Annotated in this window: 17 protein-coding genes; 5 read left to right on the plus strand and 12 right to left on the minus strand. The window is 71.6% G+C overall.

Annotation, left to right across the window (positions count from 1 at the left end; genetic code table 11):
• Positions 1 to 183 precede the first annotated feature (183 nt).
• Both ADL05_RS22070 and moeZ read right to left on the minus strand, forming a co-directional pair.
• Positions 184 to 567, minus strand: a complete 384-nt coding sequence (locus ADL05_RS22070; RefSeq protein WP_053618915.1) for an SPW repeat protein — start codon at positions 565 to 567, stop codon at positions 184 to 186.
• 139 nt (positions 568 to 706) lie between these two features.
• Positions 707 to 1,870, minus strand: coding sequence for an adenylyltransferase/sulfurtransferase MoeZ (gene moeZ / locus ADL05_RS22075; RefSeq protein ID WP_053618916.1), 1,164 nt, complete (start codon positions 1,868 to 1,870; stop codon positions 707 to 709).
• A gap of 286 nt (positions 1,871 to 2,156) precedes the next feature.
• On the opposite strand from moeZ, the gene ADL05_RS22080 reads away from it, so the two are divergent.
• The 3 genes from ADL05_RS22080 (at position 2,157) to ADL05_RS22090 (ending at position 4,305) form a co-directional block, all read left to right on the plus strand.
• Positions 2,157 to 2,369: a hypothetical protein gene (locus ADL05_RS22080; protein ID WP_053618917.1), complete on the plus strand. Its 213-nt coding sequence runs from the start codon at positions 2,157 to 2,159 to the stop codon at positions 2,367 to 2,369.
• A 182-nt stretch (positions 2,370 to 2,551) separates the two neighbouring features.
• Positions 2,552 to 3,193 carry a TetR/AcrR family transcriptional regulator gene (locus ADL05_RS22085; RefSeq protein WP_156365968.1) on the plus strand — a complete coding sequence of 214 codons (642 nt, stop codon included), beginning with the start codon at positions 2,552 to 2,554 and terminating at the stop codon, positions 3,191 to 3,193.
• Between the two features lie 320 nt (positions 3,194 to 3,513).
• A complete protein-coding gene (locus ADL05_RS22090; protein WP_053618919.1) occupies positions 3,514 to 4,305 on the plus strand; it encodes a hypothetical protein in 792 nt (263 codons plus the stop codon).
• An 82-nt stretch (positions 4,306 to 4,387) separates the two neighbouring features.
• Here ADL05_RS22090 and ADL05_RS22095 read toward each other — a convergent pair whose 3' ends face one another.
• The 3 genes from ADL05_RS22095 to ADL05_RS22105 form a co-directional block, all read right to left on the minus strand.
• Positions 4,388 to 4,630: a hypothetical protein gene (locus tag ADL05_RS22095; RefSeq protein WP_053618920.1), complete on the minus strand. Its 243-nt coding sequence runs from the start codon at positions 4,628 to 4,630 to the stop codon at positions 4,388 to 4,390.
• Between the two features lie 253 nt (positions 4,631 to 4,883).
• Complete coding sequence (locus tag ADL05_RS22100; protein ID WP_053618921.1) at positions 4,884 to 5,195, minus strand: DUF6401 family natural product biosynthesis protein; 312 nt, start codon at positions 5,193 to 5,195, stop codon at positions 4,884 to 4,886.
• Between the two features lie 161 nt (positions 5,196 to 5,356).
• Positions 5,357 to 6,052, minus strand: coding sequence for a ferritin-like fold-containing protein (locus ADL05_RS22105; RefSeq protein WP_053618922.1), 696 nt, complete (start codon positions 6,050 to 6,052; stop codon positions 5,357 to 5,359).
• A gap of 990 nt (positions 6,053 to 7,042) precedes the next feature.
• Here ADL05_RS22105 and ADL05_RS22110 point away from each other — a divergent pair.
• Both ADL05_RS22110 and ADL05_RS22115 read left to right on the plus strand, forming a co-directional pair.
• Positions 7,043 to 8,542, plus strand: coding sequence for a DEAD/DEAH box helicase (locus ADL05_RS22110; protein WP_231640865.1), 1,500 nt, complete (start codon positions 7,043 to 7,045; stop codon positions 8,540 to 8,542).
• Positions 8,543 to 8,725: 183 nt separating this feature from the next.
• Positions 8,726 to 9,634 (plus strand): alpha/beta fold hydrolase, encoded by a 909-nt coding sequence (locus ADL05_RS22115; protein ID WP_231640862.1) that lies wholly within the window; start codon positions 8,726 to 8,728, stop codon positions 9,632 to 9,634.
• 109 nt (positions 9,635 to 9,743) lie between these two features.
• Here ADL05_RS22115 and ADL05_RS22120 read toward each other — a convergent pair whose 3' ends face one another.
• From ADL05_RS22120 to ADL05_RS22150, 7 genes are all read right to left on the minus strand, one after another.
• Complete coding sequence (locus ADL05_RS22120) at positions 9,744 to 10,775, minus strand: MBL fold metallo-hydrolase (RefSeq protein WP_053618925.1); 1,032 nt, start codon at positions 10,773 to 10,775, stop codon at positions 9,744 to 9,746.
• 201 nt (positions 10,776 to 10,976) lie between these two features.
• The gene (locus tag ADL05_RS22125; RefSeq protein ID WP_053618926.1) at positions 10,977 to 11,852 is read right to left on the minus strand and encodes a PHP domain-containing protein; all 876 of its coding nucleotides are present in this window, start codon (positions 11,850 to 11,852) and stop codon (positions 10,977 to 10,979) included.
• Between the two features lie 55 nt (positions 11,853 to 11,907).
• Positions 11,908 to 12,573: a DUF6758 family protein gene (locus tag ADL05_RS22130; RefSeq protein ID WP_053618927.1), complete on the minus strand. Its 666-nt coding sequence runs from the start codon at positions 12,571 to 12,573 to the stop codon at positions 11,908 to 11,910.
• Positions 12,574 to 12,689: 116 nt separating this feature from the next.
• The gene (typA, locus tag ADL05_RS22135) at positions 12,690 to 14,582 is read right to left on the minus strand and encodes a translational GTPase TypA (RefSeq protein ID WP_053618928.1); all 1,893 of its coding nucleotides are present in this window, start codon (positions 14,580 to 14,582) and stop codon (positions 12,690 to 12,692) included.
• Positions 14,583 to 14,691: 109 nt separating this feature from the next.
• Positions 14,692 to 15,132, minus strand: a complete 441-nt coding sequence (locus ADL05_RS22140; RefSeq protein ID WP_053618929.1) for a (deoxy)nucleoside triphosphate pyrophosphohydrolase — start codon at positions 15,130 to 15,132, stop codon at positions 14,692 to 14,694.
• A 401-nt stretch (positions 15,133 to 15,533) separates the two neighbouring features.
• On the minus strand, positions 15,534 to 17,786 hold the full coding sequence (locus ADL05_RS22145; protein WP_053618930.1) for an ATP-dependent RecD-like DNA helicase: 2,253 nt from the start codon (positions 17,784 to 17,786) through the stop codon (positions 15,534 to 15,536).
• A gap of 87 nt (positions 17,787 to 17,873) precedes the next feature.
• A complete protein-coding gene (locus ADL05_RS22150; RefSeq protein WP_053618931.1) occupies positions 17,874 to 18,284 on the minus strand; it encodes an MmcQ/YjbR family DNA-binding protein in 411 nt (136 codons plus the stop codon).
• Between the last annotated feature and the right edge of the window lie 65 nt (positions 18,285 to 18,349).

Raw genomic sequence — 18,349 nt, forward strand, 5'->3', positions numbered from 1 at the left:
TCCCGAGGAACGAGGGCGTGCACCGCAAGGACCGAAGGCCCCACCTCAAAGGCGCCCGGGCCAAAGCGAGGAACGAGCGGAGGCCCAAAGCAAGCACAGAGAGGGCGCCGACGGGTCCTGGAGCGGCTGGAGGTGCACTCCCGAGGAACGAGGGCGTGCACCGGAAGGACCGAAGGCCCCGTCTCAAAGGCGCCCGACCACGTGCTGGGTCCACGCCAGCTCGGGGTCGCGGCGGCGGGCCTTGACGGCCATGACCAGCCCGTACACGCCCACACCGGCGATGATGGCGCCGAGGATCCATGCCGTCCACGCGGCGACGGGCTCCTGGGTGAACCCCACCGCCCAGGGCAGCACGAAGGCCAGGGTTCCGATCGCGATGGCGGCGATCTCGCTCGACACCGCTCCGGGCCGGGTCAGCGACAGGATGGCGGCCACGATGGCGGCCACTCCGAGCACCAGCATCGAGCCCCCGCCGAAGCCCAGCATCCCGTGCCAGAGGTAGCTGAGGGCCAGGGCGAGCCCCACGGCGACCAGTGCCAGATCCGTCCAGCGCGCTTCCTCACGCATAGCGCCACCTCCCAGCAGCGGGCCGCGACCGGATCTCGGCTCCGCGGCCTCTACCAGGGGTTGTACCCATTCCGACGCGAAACGGCGCCGGAGTCGCACGACTCCGGCGCCGTCGCGGGAACCGGGTTCCCGGAAGCGTCTAGTAGACGGGCAGGCTCGGGTCCACCTGGTTGATCCAGGCCAGGACGCCGCCGCCCACGTGCACGGCGTCGGCGAACCCGGCGGCGTGCACCGCCGCCAGCGCCTCGGCCGAGCGCACGCCCGACTTGCAGTGCAGGACGATGCGCTTGTCCTGCGGCAGCTGCTCCAGCGCCTTGCCGTTGAGGAACTCGCCCTTGGGGATGAGCACCGCGCCCGGGATGTTGACGATCTCCCACTCGTTCTTCTCGCGCACGTCCACGAGGAAGACGTCGTCGGGCTTGTTGTCGAGCAGGTCCTTCAGCTCGCCCGCGGTGATCGTGGAACCGGCGGCGGCCTCGGTGGCCTCCTCCGACACGGCCCCGCAGAAGGCCTCGTAGTCGATGAGCTCGGTGACCGGCTCGGTGTCGGGGTCCTTGCGGACCTTGACCTCGCGCCAGGTCATCTCCAGGGCGTCGAAGATGAGCAGGCGGCCGACCAACGGGTCACCGATGCCGGTGATCAGCTTGATGGCCTCGTTCACCATGACCGACCCGATGGAGGCGCACAGCACGCCCAGCACGCCGCCCTCGGCGCAGGAGGGCACCATCCCGGGCGGCGGGGGCTCGGGGTACAGGTCGCGGTACTGCGGCCCGTACTCGTTCCAGAAGACGCTGACCTGGCCGTCGAAGCGGTAGATCGAGCCCCACACGTACGGCTTGTTCAGCAGCACGGCGGCGTCGTTGACCAGGTAGCGGGTGGCGAAGTTGTCGGTGCCGTCCAGGATCAGGTCGTAGTCGGCGAAGACCTCCAACGCGTTGTCCGACTCCAGGCGGTCCTGGTGCAGGATCACCTTCGTGTTGGGGTTCACCTCCTTGATGCTGTCCCGGGCGGACTCGGCCTTGGGCCGTCCCACGTCACTCTGGCCGTGGATGATCTGGCGCTGGAGGTTGGACTCGTCCACGACGTCGAAGTCGATGATGCCGAGCGTGCCCACACCCGCGGCGGCGAGGTAGAGCAGCGCCGGGGAGCCCAGACCGCCCGCGCCGACGACCAGCACCTTGGCGTTCTTCAGGCGCTTCTGCCCGTCCATGCCCACGTCGGGGATGATCAGGTGGCGCGAGTAGCGGCGCACCTCGTCCACGGTCAGCTCGTCGGCTGGTTCCACCAGCGGCGGCAGCGACACGGTGACTCCTCATCTCTGTCTCACGGTGCTTCGTCCCGTCCGTCCCGGAGGTGTCTCCGGGCGAGGGGCCGGGGCGCGAAGCGTGCTTTCACTGATACCCAACCTAACGGGTGGGGTATTGCATTCCCACCCCGGGGAGACCAGCGGCACACCGCGCCCGCCCCGCGGCGCGGTTCCGGTCCCGCATGTCCGGGCCTGCGGGTTCGTCCCGCGCGCTCTCCCCTGGCACCGCCGCACGGGCGGGTAGTGTCGTTCGTACGCTCAGCGACGACGTGAGGAGGCCACCGTGGCAGAGGACGAACGGCGCGGCCGGACCGGCGGCGGAGAGGACCCCGAGGTCCCGGAGGCCGACGCGGCCGAACAGCGCACCGCCGCGGGCGAGGGCGACGACGACTGGCTGGCGGCGGCCTCGGAGGGCACCGCCGGGGAGGCCGCCGAGGGCGACTACGTGGAGCAGTTGCGCGAGGCGGGCACCGATGACGAGGACGAGCACCGCTGACCCCCGCCCGTCCGAGCGGCCCCGGGGCGCATCCGCCCTGCCCACTCCGAACCTACGCAGGAGTAAGATGGCAGAAAGGCTGTGGGACGGCGGGCCGAACCGAGCCGCGTCGGCACAGCGCTAGCCACGCAGATGTTCGGAGATGGCGCGCATCTGCCATGCCGAGTTCGGAGGGTGTGGGTGTGACAGCTCCTTCAGACGCCCGCGCCCGGGGCACCCGCTTGCCCCGGGTCAGGCGCCGCCGCCAACTCCTGGCCGCGGCTCAGGAGGTCTTCGTCGCCCGCGGGTACCACGCGGCCGCGATGGACGAGATCGCCGACCGCGCCGGGGTCAGCAAGCCCGTCCTGTACCAGCACTTTCCAGGCAAGCTGGAGCTCTACCTCGCCCTGTTGGAGGAGCACTCCGAGGAGCTGGTCCAGAAGCAGCGGGAGGCGCTGGAGAGCACCGACGACAACCGCCAGCGGGTGACCGCGAGCTTCCGCGCCTACTTCGACTTCGTGGCCGGTGACGGCGAGGCCTTCCGGCTCGTGTTCGAGTCGGACCTGCGCAACCTGCCCGCGGTGCGGGAGAAGAGCGAGCAGACCTTCCAGCGCTGCGCGGAGCTGATCGGCGACGTGATCAGGCAGGACACCAGCATCTCCGACGAGGAGGCGCACCTGCTGAGCATCGGCCTGGTGGGCATGGCCGAGACCAGCGCCCGCTACTGGCTCAACAACTACGGCGCCATCCCCAAGGAGGCCGCCGAGACGCTGGTCGCCCGCCTGGCCTGGCGCGGCATCAGCGGGTGGGACCTCCAGCGCACCAACGAGGACCAGGGGTCCTAGAGGACTCCCGCCCACACGACCGACGGGGACCCCCGGGCGCTTCGACGCCCGGGGGTTTCCCTGTGCGCGGAGGAACCGGTCGCCACGGGCGTATTGTCCCCGAATGTGAATTGAATTTCCCCCATGCTTTCCCCATGGTTCATTAAATTCCTCGCAACTGGCACAACACAAGCACAACAAACGGTTCGATCCTCGTTCGACGGGTATCGCCGGATTGAGAAGTACGGCACTTCTCCTCGCGTATCCGCATAGGGGTCGCGTATCCGCATAGGGGGCAATCGGCGCCCTGTCGGAACAAGCGATTCGGGGGTGAAGACGTTATGGACATCGGTCAGGGCCTGACGACGGCCTGGGAGGCGGTCGCGAGCTTCGCGCCGCTGCTGCTCGGATTCCTGGTGATCCTGGTGATCGGCTGGATCATCGCCTGGTTCGTGGGCAAGGGGGTCGGCAAGGGCCTGCACAGCGTCGGACTGGACCGTGCCCTGCACCGCGGAGGTGTGGGCGAGTACTTCGAGCGCAGCCGGTGGAGCGCCAGCGAGCTGTGCGGAAAGATCATCTACTACGTCGGACTGTTGTTCGTGCTGACGCTCGCGTTCAACGTCTTCGGACCGAACCCGGTCAGCGAGCTGCTGAGCGAGGTCATCGCCTGGATTCCGCGCGGCATCGTCGCGCTGGTGATCGTCGTGGTGACCGCGATGCTCGCCAAGGCCGTCCGCGACATCGTCAGCGGTGCCCTGGGCGCCCTGTCCTACGGCCGGGTCCTGGCCAACGTGGCCGCGGTGGCCATCCTGGCCCTCGGTATCATCGCCGCGCTGAACCAGATGGGCGTCGCCACCACCGTGACCACGCCGGTCCTCATCGCCGTGCTGGCCACGGTCGGCGGCATCCTGGTGGTCGGGGTCGGCGGCGGCCTCATCAGGCCGATGCAGTCCCGCTGGTCCCGCTGGCTGGAGATGGCGGAGCAGGAGACCTCGAAGATCACGGAGGAGGGCAGCTACCAGGCCGGCCGTGACGCGGCCATGAGCCGCGCCGCCACGGAGCGCCAGGGGCGCGAGGAGGACGCCGCCAGAGCAGCGTCGCGCCCGCAGTCTCCCGGTCGGCCCCCTGCGTAGGCGGGGTGCCGGGCCGCGGTGCGGCCGCGGATCGACGGAGGGCGGGGCCGAGCGGCTCCGCCCTCGTCACGTGTGCGGCCGGCTACATGAACTCCGAGTCGTTCAGTTCCAGGCGGGCCAGGTGCTCGATCCGGCGGAACGCCAGGACCACGGTGGCGATGATCGGAAGGAAGGCGAGCCAGAAGACGACGCTTCCCGGCCCGGTGAAGACCATCGACACCAGTGCGACAACGATGATCAGTACGAAAAGCGCGAAGTCGACTCGGTCCTGTTGGATCAGGACGCCGACCGGTGGGCGAGCCGCCCCATGCCGACCGCTCCTCATTCGCATTCCTTTCTCGCGGCTCCGCAGGCCGCTCCGCAAGTTCCGGCGCACGGGTCCGTTTCAGAACCGGCGTGACACCGTCAATCCCAGGTCGCGTTCCGCGGGGCACGAACCAAACCGTCGAGGTATCAATGGGGTCACCGATAAGTTCAGCGTACGCCCAGAGCCGACGTCGCGCCGGAGAACCGACAGGGCGGGCGACCACGAGGAACCCCGCGTCGTGGGTCACGGCCGACCCGCGGACGTGACCAACCTAGCGGACGAAGCCCCGGTCCTTGGCCAGGCGGCAGATCGCGAGAATCCGAAGTGTCTCCCAGTCGTAGTCCACGGCGGCGGAGTCCCAACCGCGCTCCAGGCAGCCGTCGATGAATCCGTGCAGGTACGTCCCGAGCGTGTCGGCGTTGAGTTCACTCCCGGAGGAGACGATGCCGTGGCACACGTCGGCGGCGTGCTGGTCCAGCTCAGCGCCGATCCAGGGGTCGAGCGAACCGCTCAGCGGGCCGATCCGGTGGAAGTCACGGGTGAGTCCGGCCAGCGGGTGGCGTACGGAGGTCCCACGGGGCATGGAAGTACCTACTCGCGCGGTCAGGAGACGGGAATCGTCACCGACTATACGATGCCTTGACCAATGAATCGTCACATAAGTGTTGAACTTGACCCCGCCTTGACGCAGGTCGCCGCCGGGGCCCGGTTCCGATCCGCGGTTCTCTCGGCCCTGGTGCGGGGCTATTCCGCAAGCCCCATCGCCTTCAACCGCCCGGCGTGGCGGTCCGTGAGTGAGGCGAACATCCTGCTGACCGCGGCCAGATCGCCGAGCCCCGCGGCGTCGGCGCCGACCCGCCCCTCCTCCGCCGTCTTCCCGGCCAGCAGGGTCGCCAGTTCCGGACGGCTCACGGCCACGGCCTGCGCCTGGCTGAGCGCCTCGCCGACCAGGCGGCGGGCCCACAGGGACAGGCGCCCGGCGAGCTTGGGGTCCTCCTCCAGGGCGGCGCGCACCGTCTCGGCGACGAACTCGGCCCGCCCGGTCTCGGCCATCACGCCCTCGACCAGGATGCGCGTCTCCTCGTCGGCCAGCTCGGCGACCTTGCGATAGAAGTCACCCGCGATGCCGTCGCCGACGTAGGTCTTGACGAGGCTCTCCAACCAGCTCTGCGGCTCGGTCCGCTCGTGCCAGAGGTCCAGCGGCGCCACGAACGGTTCCATGGCCTCCTCCGGGTCGACCCCGAGCTCCGCCAGGCGGTCGTGCAGCGCCTGGTAGTGGGCCTGCTCCGTGGCCGCCAGCGCGGCCAGCTGGCCCTTGCTCCGCAGGGACGGGGCCAGGCCCGCGTCGTCGGCGAGACGGAAGAAGGAGCCGAGCTCCGCGTACGCGAGCAGCCCGAGCAGATCGATCACGCCGGGAGGCGCGGTGTGGCCTGTGGTCATGCCCGACAGGGTAACGCCCCCGCACCGGCCGGGCTCGCGAGGGCGCCCGAGATCACAGCGAGGACGCCGACGCCTCCCGCGATCAGCCTGCCGTGACCCCAGGGGGGTTGGAGCCGAGCCGATCAGCCTGCCCCGACCCCAGGGGGTTGGAGGTGCGCGGTCCCGCCTGCCGTGACCCCAGGGGGGTTGGTCGGGCCGAAGCGAGGAACGAGCGGAGGCCCAAGGCAAGCACAGCGAGGGCGCCGACGCGTCCTGGAGGGCCTGGAGGTGGGTCCGTGAGGAACGAGCGGGCACACCGGAAGGCGCGAAGGACGCGTCTTCCGGGCGCCCGAGCCAGGGCCGAAGCGAGGAACGAGCGGAGGCCCAAAGAAAGCACAGGGGTGAGGGGCGCGCCGGTGCCTGCAGGAGGAGTCTCTGCCGCCAGCGAGCCTGCGAGCCAGGCAGTAGCGACGACGAAGGACCCGGCGTGAAGCGCCCCGAAGGACTATTCGCCGCCCCGCCGTGGTTGCACAGTCTGGGAACGGGTAGGTCCACGCCGTCCACAACCCGATGAACTGCTATGTCCACACCAGGCATCACCAGCTAGACTCACTGTGATGACCGGCGTGTGCGGAGCACCATCGGGCATGGCGGCCGAGACCGCGAGAGCCCGGAGCCCCGCGACCGCGGGGACACCGCGATCCCTCTCGCCGTGACCGGTCCCCTCACACACGACAGAGCAGCGGATGGACGCGATCCGCGGCCGGGTACCCCTCGCGCCGCGCCGGTCCAGACGGCAGCGCCGCCGAGACGACCCGCAGGGAGCGGGCAGTTCGGTGAGCCGCGCCCTCCGCGGCGGCCAGGAGCCGCTCGCGACCGCACCCCGCCGCGGCCACGCCAACGCCCGGCCCGCGCAAGATGGAGGCTTGAGCCCTGACCAGCACAGAAGTTCCTACGACAACCACCACCACGTTCCGCGACCTCGGTGTCAGTACCGAACTCGCCGACGCCCTGGAGGCCGAGGGGATCGTCGAACCGTTCCCCATCCAGGAGCTCGCGCTCCCGATCGCCCTCCACGGCAGCGACATCATCGGGCAGGCGCGTACCGGCACCGGCAAGACCCTGGCCTTCGGCCTTCCGCTACTGCAGCGGTCACAGGCGGCCCCCGGGACGCCCAAGCGGCCCCGCGCCCTCGTCGTGGTCCCCACCCGTGAGCTGGCCATCCAGGTCGCCGCGGACCTGACCACCGCGAGCAAGCGCAGCGGCACCCGCATCCTCACCGTCTACGGCGGCCGTTCCTACGAGCCGCAGATCAACGGCCTCAAGGAGGGCGTCGACGTGGTCGTCGGCACCCCGGGCCGCCTGCTGGACCTGGAGAACCAGAAGCACCTGCGCCTGGACGAGGTGTCCGCGGTGGTCCTGGACGAGGCCGACAAGATGCTCGACCTCGGCTTCCTGCCCGACATCGAGCGCATCCTCACCAAGATCCCGACCGAGCGCCAGGTCATGCTCTTCTCGGCCACGATGCCGAGCGAGATCGTCTCGCTCTCGCGCAAGTACCTGCGGCAGCCGACCAACGTGCGCGCCGGGGACGACGACGAGATCGACGGCTCCGCCATCACCGGGACGATCACGCAGCACGCGTTCCGTACCCACCAGATGGACAAGATCGAGATGCTCGCCCGCCTGCTGCAGGCGGAGGACCACGGCCAGAGCATGGTGTTCTGCCAGACCAAGCGGGCCTGCGACCGGGTGGCCGGCGACCTCAAGGAGCGCGGCTTCGCCGCCGCGGCCGTCCACGGCGACCTCGGGCAGAGCCAGCGCGAGCGCGCCCTGCGGGCCTTCCGCAACGGCAAGATCAACATCCTGGTCGCCACGGACGTGGCCGCCCGCGGGCTGGACGTGGACGACGTCACGCACGTCGTCAACTACGAGACGCCCGAGGACGAGAAGACCTACACCCACCGCATCGGCCGGACCGGCCGCGCGGGCCGCACCGGAACCGCCGTCACCTTCGTCGACTGGCGCGAGATGCCGCGGTGGAAGCTGATCAACACCGCGCTCGACCTGCCGTTCGCCGAGCCGGAGGAGACCTACTCCACCTCGCCGCACTTCTTCGAGGCGCTGCGGATCCCCAAGGGGACCAAGGGCAGACTCGCCGCGGACAAGCGCACGCACGCCGGTCTGGAGGCCGAGGAGGTCGAGGACATCGGCGACACCGGTGCTCCGCGCGGCGCCAAGCGCGACCGTGACGGCGGCAGGCGCGACGGCGACCAGGAGCGCGAGCGCTCCCGCGGCCGGAACCGCTCCCGGCGCCGCACCCGCGGTGGCGAGCGCGCAGGCTCCGAGTCGTCGGCCGACCGGACCGCTCCCGACACCTCCCCGAAGGCGTCCTCGGCACCGGCCCGCGACTCCCGTGACAGCGCCTCCTCCGAGGAGGGCACGCGCCGGGTCCGCCGCCGTCGCCGTACCCGTGGCGGTGCCGCGCGTCGGGACCCCGAGAACACCTGACCCCCGAGGCGCCTGCCGCCGGCGGGCGCCCCGGCCGACCGAACACGAGCGGGCACCGCGTGTCTCCGCGGTCCCGCCGCCCGTGACCGCCCCGGCGACCAGCACGACCGGACGCCGGGGACGACTGGCGCGGCGGGCGGCGGTGGGGGATCGCCCGCCGACGATGCCCTAGGGTTGCCCGACGTGAGTACACCTCAGTTCCTTTCCCTGCCGCCGGGAGTGCGGCGCACGGACCTGCCGCTGGCCCATGGGCCGGTGGCCGCGCTGCGCGCCATGCCCACCTCCGGTGGCACCGAGTTGGCCCCCGCTGTCCTGGTGCACGGCTTCACCGGCAGCAAGGAGGACTTCATCGCCCTCCTCCAGAGCCTCGCCCAGGCCGGCCGGGAAGTGGTCGCCATCGACCTGCCCGGCACCTACGAGTCGCCCGGGCCCGAGACCCTGGACCCGGCCCCCGGCACTCCGCGTCCCGACTACCGCCTGTCCTCCCTGGGCGCCGTGGTCGGCGAGGTCGTCGACCAGGTCGGCGACGGCGGCCCGGTCCACCTGGTGGGCCACTCCTTCGGCGGGCTGGTGGTCCGGGAGACGGCCCTGGCCGAGAACGCCGGGCTGGCCTCGCTCACCCTCATGTGCAGCGGCCCCGCCGCGCTGGAGGGGCCGGGCGCGGTCAACGCGCGCAACCTCATCGCCGCACTGTCGATGGACCCCACCTCCACCCGGCTCGAAGAGCTGTGGGTGGAGCGGTTCGAGGCCGTGGCCGGCGATCGCACCCCCGACCCCGAGATCCGCGAGTTCCTGCGCGCCCGGCTGCTGTCGAGCAGCGCGCAGGGGCTCATCCACACCGCCGAGGACCTGCTGGGGGCCGACGACCGCGTCGCCGAGCTGGCCGCGCTGCGCCTGCCCACCCTGGTGCTCTACGGCGAGAACGACGACGCCTGGCCGCCGGACACGCAGGACTCCATGGCCAAGCGCCTGGGCGCCAAGCGCCTGGTGGTCCCGGGCGCGGGGCACTCCCCCAACGTGGAGGCCCCCGAGACGACCTCCAGCGCGCTCACCGCGTTCTGGAACGAGACCGAGTCCGTGGGCCGCCGCTGAGCCCGTCCCTCCCGGACCGCACACGACGGCGCCGCCACCCGATGCGGGTGGCGGCGCCGTCGTGTGCGGGCGGGACCGGTTCCGTGGCGCCCCGCCGGAGCGCGGAGGGTCAGACCCAGGAGTCGAAGTTGGCGTTCTCGGCCGCGATGGTGGTGGCCGGGCCCTGGTCCGGCAGCACGCGGGTCTCGCCGGGCAGCGACAGCAGGGCCTCGCCGATGGAGGCGAGCTGCTTGCTGTAGTCGATGGCGCTGTCGCCGACCTTGCCGGGCTCGCCCTTGCGCAGGGTGTCACCGCTGAAGACCACGCCGAGCGAGTTGATGTAGTAGCCGACGCTGCCGGGCGAGGTGCCGGGCAGGGCGATGACGTCCACCCGCAGGTCGCCGATCTGGAAGGAGCCCTCGCCCTCGACCTCGATCTCGGGGCGGTGCTCGGCGCCGTGGAAGCGCCGCCAGATGCGCATCTCGCGCGGGTGCAGGGCGATGTCGGCGTCGCCCTCCTCGGCGACCTTGATGGCCGACTCGATGTGGGGGCTGTAGCCGTTGGTGCAGGCCACGAGGTAGATCTCGCGGTCCCCGACGGCCTTGAGGATGGCGTCGGCGTCGTGGGCGGGGTCGATGACGATGACGCCGTCGTCGTCGGCGTCCACGATCCAGGTGTTGCTGACGATCTCGTGCTTGGTGCCGTCGAACTCGAAGACGCCCTCGGAGCGCACCCGGGTGATGCCCGAGGAGTCGGGGCCGGTCACACCGGGCTCGGGCGCGCCCTCGTCGTCGAACACGTCGTCGCTCGCCGCCGCCTTGGCGGGCTCGTCGTCGGCCTCGGCCTCGTCGTCCTCGGAGCCGGTGTCCTCGTCGGACTTCTCGGCCTTCCCGGAGTCGGCGGCCTCGGCGTCGTCCTCGGTCTTGTCAGTGGCCTCGGTCTTGTCGGCGGCCACGGCGTCGCCGGACTCGTCGGCGTCGTCCTCCGTGTCGGAGTCGGCCTTCTCAGCCTTCTCGGCCTCGGCGCTCTTCTCGGCCGCGGCGGCGGTCTCCTCGGAGTCGGTCTCCTCCTCGACCTCCTCCTGGGTGTCCACCGCGCCCTCCGCAGCGGAACCGGTGGCCTCCTGGCCGTCCTGCTTCTTCGACTTCCGCTTCCAGAACACGGTGTCAGACCTTTCGTTCAAGCTGGTATGGGTGCGCTTCGACCATTGTGGCGGCACGCCGACTGTGGTCGTACCGTACCGTTCCCCGGGTGCTCGGCCAATGCCGGTCGAAGCACGACCGGGAGGAGGCACGGTCACGGCCGTCCGAGGCGCGGTCAGTCCGGTCCGGGCACGGTCCCGCCGCCGGCGGGGCGCACCGCGTCAGCCGCGCAGGAGAGTGGCCCCCGTGGCGGGTGCGGTCAGCGCCTCGAAGGCCTCCGGGTCCGTGGTCCGGCAGCCGAGCCGGCGACCGGTCAGGCTGCCGTGGTCGTCACTGGATCCGGTGACCACCACGCCCAGGTCCGCGGCCACGCCCCGCCACTGCTTGGTCTGGGCGCGGTTGTGCGAGGGGTGGTCGGCCTCGATGGCGCCGAGCCCCGCCGCGACCATGCGTTCGACCAGGTCGACCGGTACGGCGCCGTTGAGGGAGCCCTCCGCGCGCGCCGGGTGCGCCAGGGAGCACACTCCGCCCGCCGCGCGCACCAGCTCCACCGCCCGGACCGGGTCGAGCGCGTAGCGCGCGGCGTAGGCGGGCCCTCCCGAGCCGATCCACTTGTCGAACGCGTCCTGCACGTCCCTGGCCGCGCCCGCCTCGACCACGGCGCGGGCCAGGTGGGGACGGCCGATCGTGTTGGCGTCGGCGTACTCGTCGTGGCCCGCCCCGGCGATCTGGAGCACCCGCTCCCAGGTGACCTCCACCCCGAGCGCGCGGAGCTTGTCCACCATCTCGCGGGCCCGCGAGGCCCGGTCGGAGCGGATCCGGACCAGCTCACCGGACAGCCCGGGGTGGTCCGGGTCGAAGAGGTAGGAGACCAGGTGGACGCTGGAGCCCGCGTGGGCGCAGGACAGCTCCATCCCGGGCACGAGGGTGAAACCGGCGGGCAGGTGGGCCGCGGCCTCCTTCAGCCCCCCGACGGTGTCGTGGTCGGTCAGGGCGAGGACGTCCAGGCCCGCGGCGACCGCGTGGCCGACGACGTCGGCGGGGACGTCGGTCCCGTCCGAGACGGAACTGTGGGAGTGCAGGTCGATACGTTTCACCGGGCGATTGTACGTAAGTCGCGGCGCGCCGGCGGCCCCGGAGCCGTACGGCCGGTCACTCCTCGGCGGGACGCGGCTTGAGGTGCCGGGTCAGAAAGGGGCTGATCGCGCCGAACGGCGGTTCCAGCCCCACTCCCCCGTCCTTGATGTCGCGCAGGTCCCGCAGGGCGTTGATCTCGCACATGAGCAGGCCGGTGTCGGCGGAGGCGAACACCAGCCACAGCCAGTGGGCGAGCGCCTCGCCGGCGTAGACCGCGCGGTCGCGGCCCACGTCCAGGTTCCACAGGGCGATCTCGTGGCCGTCGAAGCGGACCTTGGCGCTGGGCGCGGCCTGGTCGAAACCGTCACCGGGGTCGGGGCCCTCCAGCCCGGCCAGGCGTGCGCCGAGCCCCACCCCGGGGTCCTCGGCGACGATCGCCGCCTCGCCGATGCCGCCCAGCGGTCCCGGTCCGGACAGTGCGACGACGGTGGCGACGGCGCCGGAGCGCTCGTCACCGGCCTCGGCGAAGCCGGTCACGACCCAACCGGTGGGCAGCGGCCACGGGATCCACACCGGGACCCGGGCCTGCGGCAGGAGTGCTTCGAGCGCGGCCGTCCCCGGCGCGCGGACCTCCTGCAGAGGCGCCACCCGCCCGTGAACGGCACACTGCCAGGCGCTGGTCCACAGCCCTGGAGGCTGGACCGCGCGCCCGCACCGTGGACACGATGGTTCGGTCTTCATGCTGGTAGCGGTCTACCCGGCTGACCTGGACGGAAACGCCTCGTGGGCGGGTCGCGAAGGCGACCCGCCCACGAGCGGTGCACGGCGGTCGGCGGCCCTCGGGCCGCCGAGCCCGACTACTGCTGCTGGCGCTTCTTGTTGGCCGCCATCCGGCCGCGCTCCTTCTGGTCCAGGACGACCTTGCGGATGCGCACGTGCTCCGGGGTCACCTCGACGCACTCGTCCTCGCGGCAGAACTCCAGGGCCTGCTCCAGGGAGAGCTTGCGCGGCGGCACCAGGCGCACCAGCTCGTCGCCGGTGGCCGAGCGCATGTTGGTGAGCTTCTTCTCCTTGGTGATGTTGACGTCCATGTCGTCGGCGCGCGAGTTCTCGCCGACGATCATGCCCTCGTACACCTCGGTGGTGGGCTCGACGAACAGCGTGCCGCGCTCCTGGAGGTTGAACATCGCGAAGGGAACCGCGACACCGGCGCGGTCGGCCACCAGGGAGCCGTTGGGACGGGTGCGCAGCTCACCGAACCACGGCTCGAACTTCTCGAAGACGTGGTGGGCGATACCGGTTCCGCGGGTCTCGGTGAGGAACTCGGTGCGGAAGCCGATGAGGCCGCGGGAGGGGACCAGCCAGTCCATGCGCACCCAGCCGGTGCCGTGGTTGACCATGTTCTCCATGCGGCCCTTGCGGACGCTGAGCAGCTGGGTGATGGCACCCATGTACTCCTCGGGGGCGTCCACGGTGAGGCGCTCGACGGGCTCGTGCACCTTGCCGTCGACCTGGCGGGTGACCACCTGCGGCTTGCCGACGGTCAGCTCGTAGCCCTCCCGGCGCATCTGCTCGACCAGGATGGCCAGCGCCAGCTCGCCGCGGCCCTGCACCTCCCAGGTGTCGGGGCGCTCGGTGGGCAGCACGCGCAGCGAGACGTTGCCGACGAGCTCCTTCTCCAGGCGGTCCTTGACCAGGCGCGCGGTGACCTTGGCGCCCTTGACCTTGCCGACCAGCGGCGAGGTGTTGGTACCGATGGTCATGGAGATCGCGGGCTCGTCGACCTTGATCAGCGGCAGGGCCACCGGGTTCTCCGGGTCGGCCAGGGTCTCGCCGATCATGATGTCGGGGATGCCGGCGATGGCCGCGATGTCGCCGGGCCCCGCCTTCTCCGCGGGCTTGCGCTCCAGGCCGTCGGTCATGAGCAGCTCGGTGATCTTGACCGCCTGCTGGGTGCCGTCACCGCGGATCCACGCGACGTTCTGGCCCTTGCGCAGCTCGCCCTGCTGGACGCGCACGAGCGCCAGGCGGCCCAGGAACGGCGAGGCGTCCAGGTTGGTGACGTGGGCCTGCAGGGGCGCGCCGGGGACGTACTCCGGGGACGGGATGGTGTCCAGGATGGTGGAGAACAGCGGAACGAGGTTGTCGTTGTCGGGCACCGTGCCGTTGGCGGGGCGCTCCAGGGAGGCCTTGCCGTCGCGGGCGCAGGTGTAGACGATCGGGAACTCGATCTGCGACTCGTCCGCGTCCAGGTCCATGAACAGCTCGTAGGTGTCGTCCACGACCTCGGCGATCCGGCTGTCGGGCCGGTCGACCTTGTTGATGACGAGGATGACGGGCAGCTTGGCGGCCAGGGCCTTGCGGAGCACGAAGCGGGTCTGCGGGAGCGGGCCCTCACTCGCGTCGACGAGCAGGACGACGCCGTCGACCATCGACAGGCCGCGCTCGACCTCGCCGCCGAAGTCGGCGTGGCCGGGGGTGTCGATGATGTTGATGACGACGTCGTCGCCCTCGGGCGTCGTGTAGTGGACGGCCGTGTTCTTCGCGAGAATGGTGATGCCCTTCTCGCGCTCCAGGTCGTTGGAGTCCATCACACGGTCGTCGACGTCCTGGTTCTCCCGGAACACACCGGACTGCCAGAGCATGGCGTCAACGAGGGTCGTCTTGCCGTGGTCCACATGGGCCACGATGGCGACGTTACGGAGGTCGCTGCGGCGTGCGGAGCCCTCGACGGGCGTAGCGCTGGACATGGGAAAGTCTCGATCTCCTGGTACTGGGTAGAGACCGCAGAATGCCACGGCCCGTCGCCAGTTTATGCGGTCAAAGCGGTCTGATGGGGAAACGTGCAGGTCGCCCGGATCACCGAGCGGCCCTCGGCGACGGTTCTCCGGCGGTGAGGATCGCCGCCAGCGGGTCGAGGAACGGCACGTCGGCGGGCAGCCAGTCCAGGCCGGGCAGCTCGTCGGCCGAGAGCCAGCGCAGGGACAGGTGTTCCAGCGGTCGCGGTTCTCCCTCGACCAGGTCGGCCCGCCACAACTGGAGCACGGCGGGGCGCGTCCGCCCGGCGTCGGGCGCCGGGAAGGGCGCGTCGGCGCCGACCTGGTGCAGGGGGCGCACGCGTACGCCCAGTTCCTCGAAGCACTCGCGGGCGACCGCGTCGGCGGCCGACTCCCCGGGGTCGGCCTTGCCGCCGGGGAACTCCCAGCGGCCGCGCAGGGCGCGCGGTTCGGCGCGCTGGGCGGCCAGGACGCGGCCGTCCCGGATGATGGCCGCCGCCGCCACGATGAGTGTCTGGTGCACGCGCCCACACTAGGGGGTTTCGCGCGATGGCTCACCCCGCGGCAGGGTGCGGGGGCCTGGAGGAGCCGAAGTCACCCTGGCCGTGGGCGACCCGAGGGTCCGAAGGACCCGCCGCAGCAGGGACCCGAGGACCCGGGGCCCGGGGGACCCGGCGAGGACCCGGCCTTGGAGCAGGGGATCCGAAGGACCCGGCCTTACCGCGGGGACCCGGAGGGCCCGGCCCGGCCGCGCGGAGGACCGGGCGTCCGGGCCGGGGCTGCCGCCGCTCTCCGAGGGGAGTGGAGAGAGCGCGACGTCCGGGAAGGGCTCTGGCCGTACGCCGGAGGTCCCGGCGGACGCCGCCGAGCCTAGGCGGCTCCGGAGCGGCCGTGGGGCGGTGTCACCGAAGGTTCGGCGGGATTTCACGGTGCGGGGGCCGGGGCGTCGGCCCGTCCTCCCTCCCGGGCCGTGCGCAGCCGGTGCGCCAGGGCGGTGTGCCGGCGCCCGGAGGAGGCGTTGCGGACCGCCTGGGCGATGGCGCGGCGCGACCCGACCAGGACCACGAGTCTCTTCGCCCGGGTGATGGCGGTGTAGAGCAGGTTGCGCTGGAGCATCATCCACGCGCTGGTGGTGACGGGGATGACGACCGCCGGGTATTCGCTGCCCTGGGAGCGGTGCACGGTGATGGCGTAGGCGTGGGCGAGCTCGTCGAGTTCGGCGAAGTCGTAGGTGACGTCCTCGTCCTCGTCGGTGCGCACGCCGACCTCCTGCGCGACGGTGTCGATGCCGGTCACCACGCCCATGGTTCCGTTGAACACCCCGTTGCGCCCCTTGTCGTAGTTGTTGCGGATCTGCGTGACCTTGTCGCCCACCCGGAACACGCGGCCGCCGAAGCGCTTCTCCGGGACGTCCTCCGCCGGGGGCGTGACCGCGGCCTGCAGGGCCGTGTTGAGCCCGGCGGCTCCGGCGGGGCCGCCCTTCATCGGGGTGAGCACCTGGACGTCGCGGCGCGGGTCGAGGCCGAAGCGGCGCGGGATGCGGCGCGCGACCACGTCGACGGTGACCTCGGCCGCGCTCTCGGCGTCCTCGCAGGGGAAGAGGAAGAAGTCGTCCAGGCCCTGGACCAGCGGCGGCTCCCCGGTGTTGACCCGGTGGGCGTTGCTGACCACCCCGGACTGCTGGGCCTGCCGGAAGACGTGGGTCAGCCGCACGCTCGGAACGGGCGACCCGTCGTCGAGCAGGTCCCGCAGGACCTGGCCGGCGCCCACAGAGGGCAGCTGGTCGACGTCGCCGACGAACAACAGGTGCGCGCCCGGCGGCACGGCCTTGACCAGCTTGTTGGCCAGGATGAGGTCGAGCATCGACGCCTCGTCCACCACCAGGAGGTCGCAGTCGAGCGGGTGGTCGCGGTCGTAGGCGGCCTCGCCTCCCGGGCGCAGCTCCAGCAGGCGGTGCACGGTGAGGGCGTCCACACCGGTCAGCTCGGTGAGCCGCTTGGCCGCCCGGCCGGTGGGCGCGGCCAGGACGACCTTGGCGTGCTTGGCGCGGGCCAGGGTGACGATGGAGGCGACGGTGAACGACTTGCCGCAGCCCGGCCCTCCGGTGAGCACGCACACCCGTCGGGTGAGCGCCGTGCGCACGGCCTCGCGCTGGGCCGCGGCGAGATCGGCGCGGGTCCGGCCGCGCAGCCACTCCAGGGCCACGTCCCAGTCGACCCCGGCGAAGGCGGGGAGCCGGTCCACGGGCGCGTCGAGCAGGGCGCGCAGGCCGCCGGTGAGTCCGATCTCGGCGCGGTGGAAGGGCAGCAGGTAGACCGCGCGCACCGGCTCGCCCTCGGGCCCGGGCACGGTCTCGCGGACCACGCCCTCGGTGGCCACCAGCTCGGCCACGCACTCGATGACCAGCCCCGCCTCCACGCCGAGGATCTTCACCGCGGCGGAGATGAGGCGCTCCTCCGGCAGGTAGCAGTGGCCGTCGCCGGTGGACTCCGAGAGGGTGAACTGGATCCCCGCCATGACCCGCTGCGGGCTGTCGTGCGGGATGCCCACCGCCTGGGCGATGGTGTCGGCGGTCTTGAAGCCGATCCCCCACACGTCCGTGGCCAGGCGGTAGGGCTCCTTCTGCACGACGTTGATGGACGCGTCGCCGTACTTCTTGTAGATGCGCACGGCCAGGGACGTGGTCACCTCCACCCCCTGGAGGAAGACCATGACCTCCTTGATCGCCTTCTGTTCCTCCCAGGCGTCGGCGATCAGCCGGGTGCGCTTGGGCCCCAGCCCCGGCACCTCGATGAGCCGGTCGGGGGCGTCCTCGATGACGTCCAGGGCGTCGGTGCCGAAGTGGTCGACGATGCGTTCGGCCATCTTGGGCCCGATGCCCTTGATGAGGCCGGAGCCGAGGTAGCGGCGGATGCCCTGGACGGTGGCGGGCAGGACGGTGGTGTAGTCGTCCACCTGGAACTGGCGGCCGTACTGCGGGTGGGAGCCCCACCGGCCGCGCATGCGCAGGGCCTCGCCCGGCTGGACCCCCGCCAGGGCGCCGACCACGGTGAGCAGGTCGTTGGCGCCCCGCCCGGTGTCGACCTTGGCCACGGTGTAGCCGGTGTCCTCGTTGGCGTAGGTGATCCGTTCCAGGACGCCCTGGACGACGGCCGCCTTGGTGACGCTTCCGGTCACGGCTCCTCCTCCCTGCCGCGGGGGCGTGTCCGCCCTGTCCGCCGAGGGCCCGCCGTGGCCGGGGCGCGCCCTCTTCCGCCGGTTCGCTCAGGCCCGCGCGGGCGCCGTTCCGATTTCGGGCGAGTCGTCCCCCAGGACGGCCAGCACACGGTCGCGGTCGGTCCGGCGCAGGCTCCGGGCCACCAGGACGTAGGAGTGTCTGAGCATCTCCAGCACCTCGTCGTCGGGCACCGTGCCGTCCAGGAGCACGGAGTTCCAGTGCCGTTTGTTCATGTGGTAGCCGGGGGTGACGGCCGGGAACTGGGCGCGCAGTTCCAGCGCCAGCTCGGGGTCGCACTTGAGGTTGACCGTGGCGGGGCCGTCGCCGCTACCGCCCATGAGCAGGGCGAACAGCTTCTGCCCCGTGACCTTGTAGACCAGCGCGCCGGGGCCGAAGGGCTCGCTCTCGGCGGCCTCGGGGAACCACAGGGCCGCGTCGATGAACTGTTCCGGTGTCATGGGGCCTCCTTCCACCTCCGAGACTGCCAGAGGCCGACGACGATCGGTATCGGTCCGGCGACGCC

This window comes from Nocardiopsis sp. NRRL B-16309 (assembly GCF_001279585.1).
Taxonomy (GTDB): Bacteria; Actinomycetota; Actinomycetes; order Streptosporangiales; family Streptosporangiaceae; genus Nocardiopsis.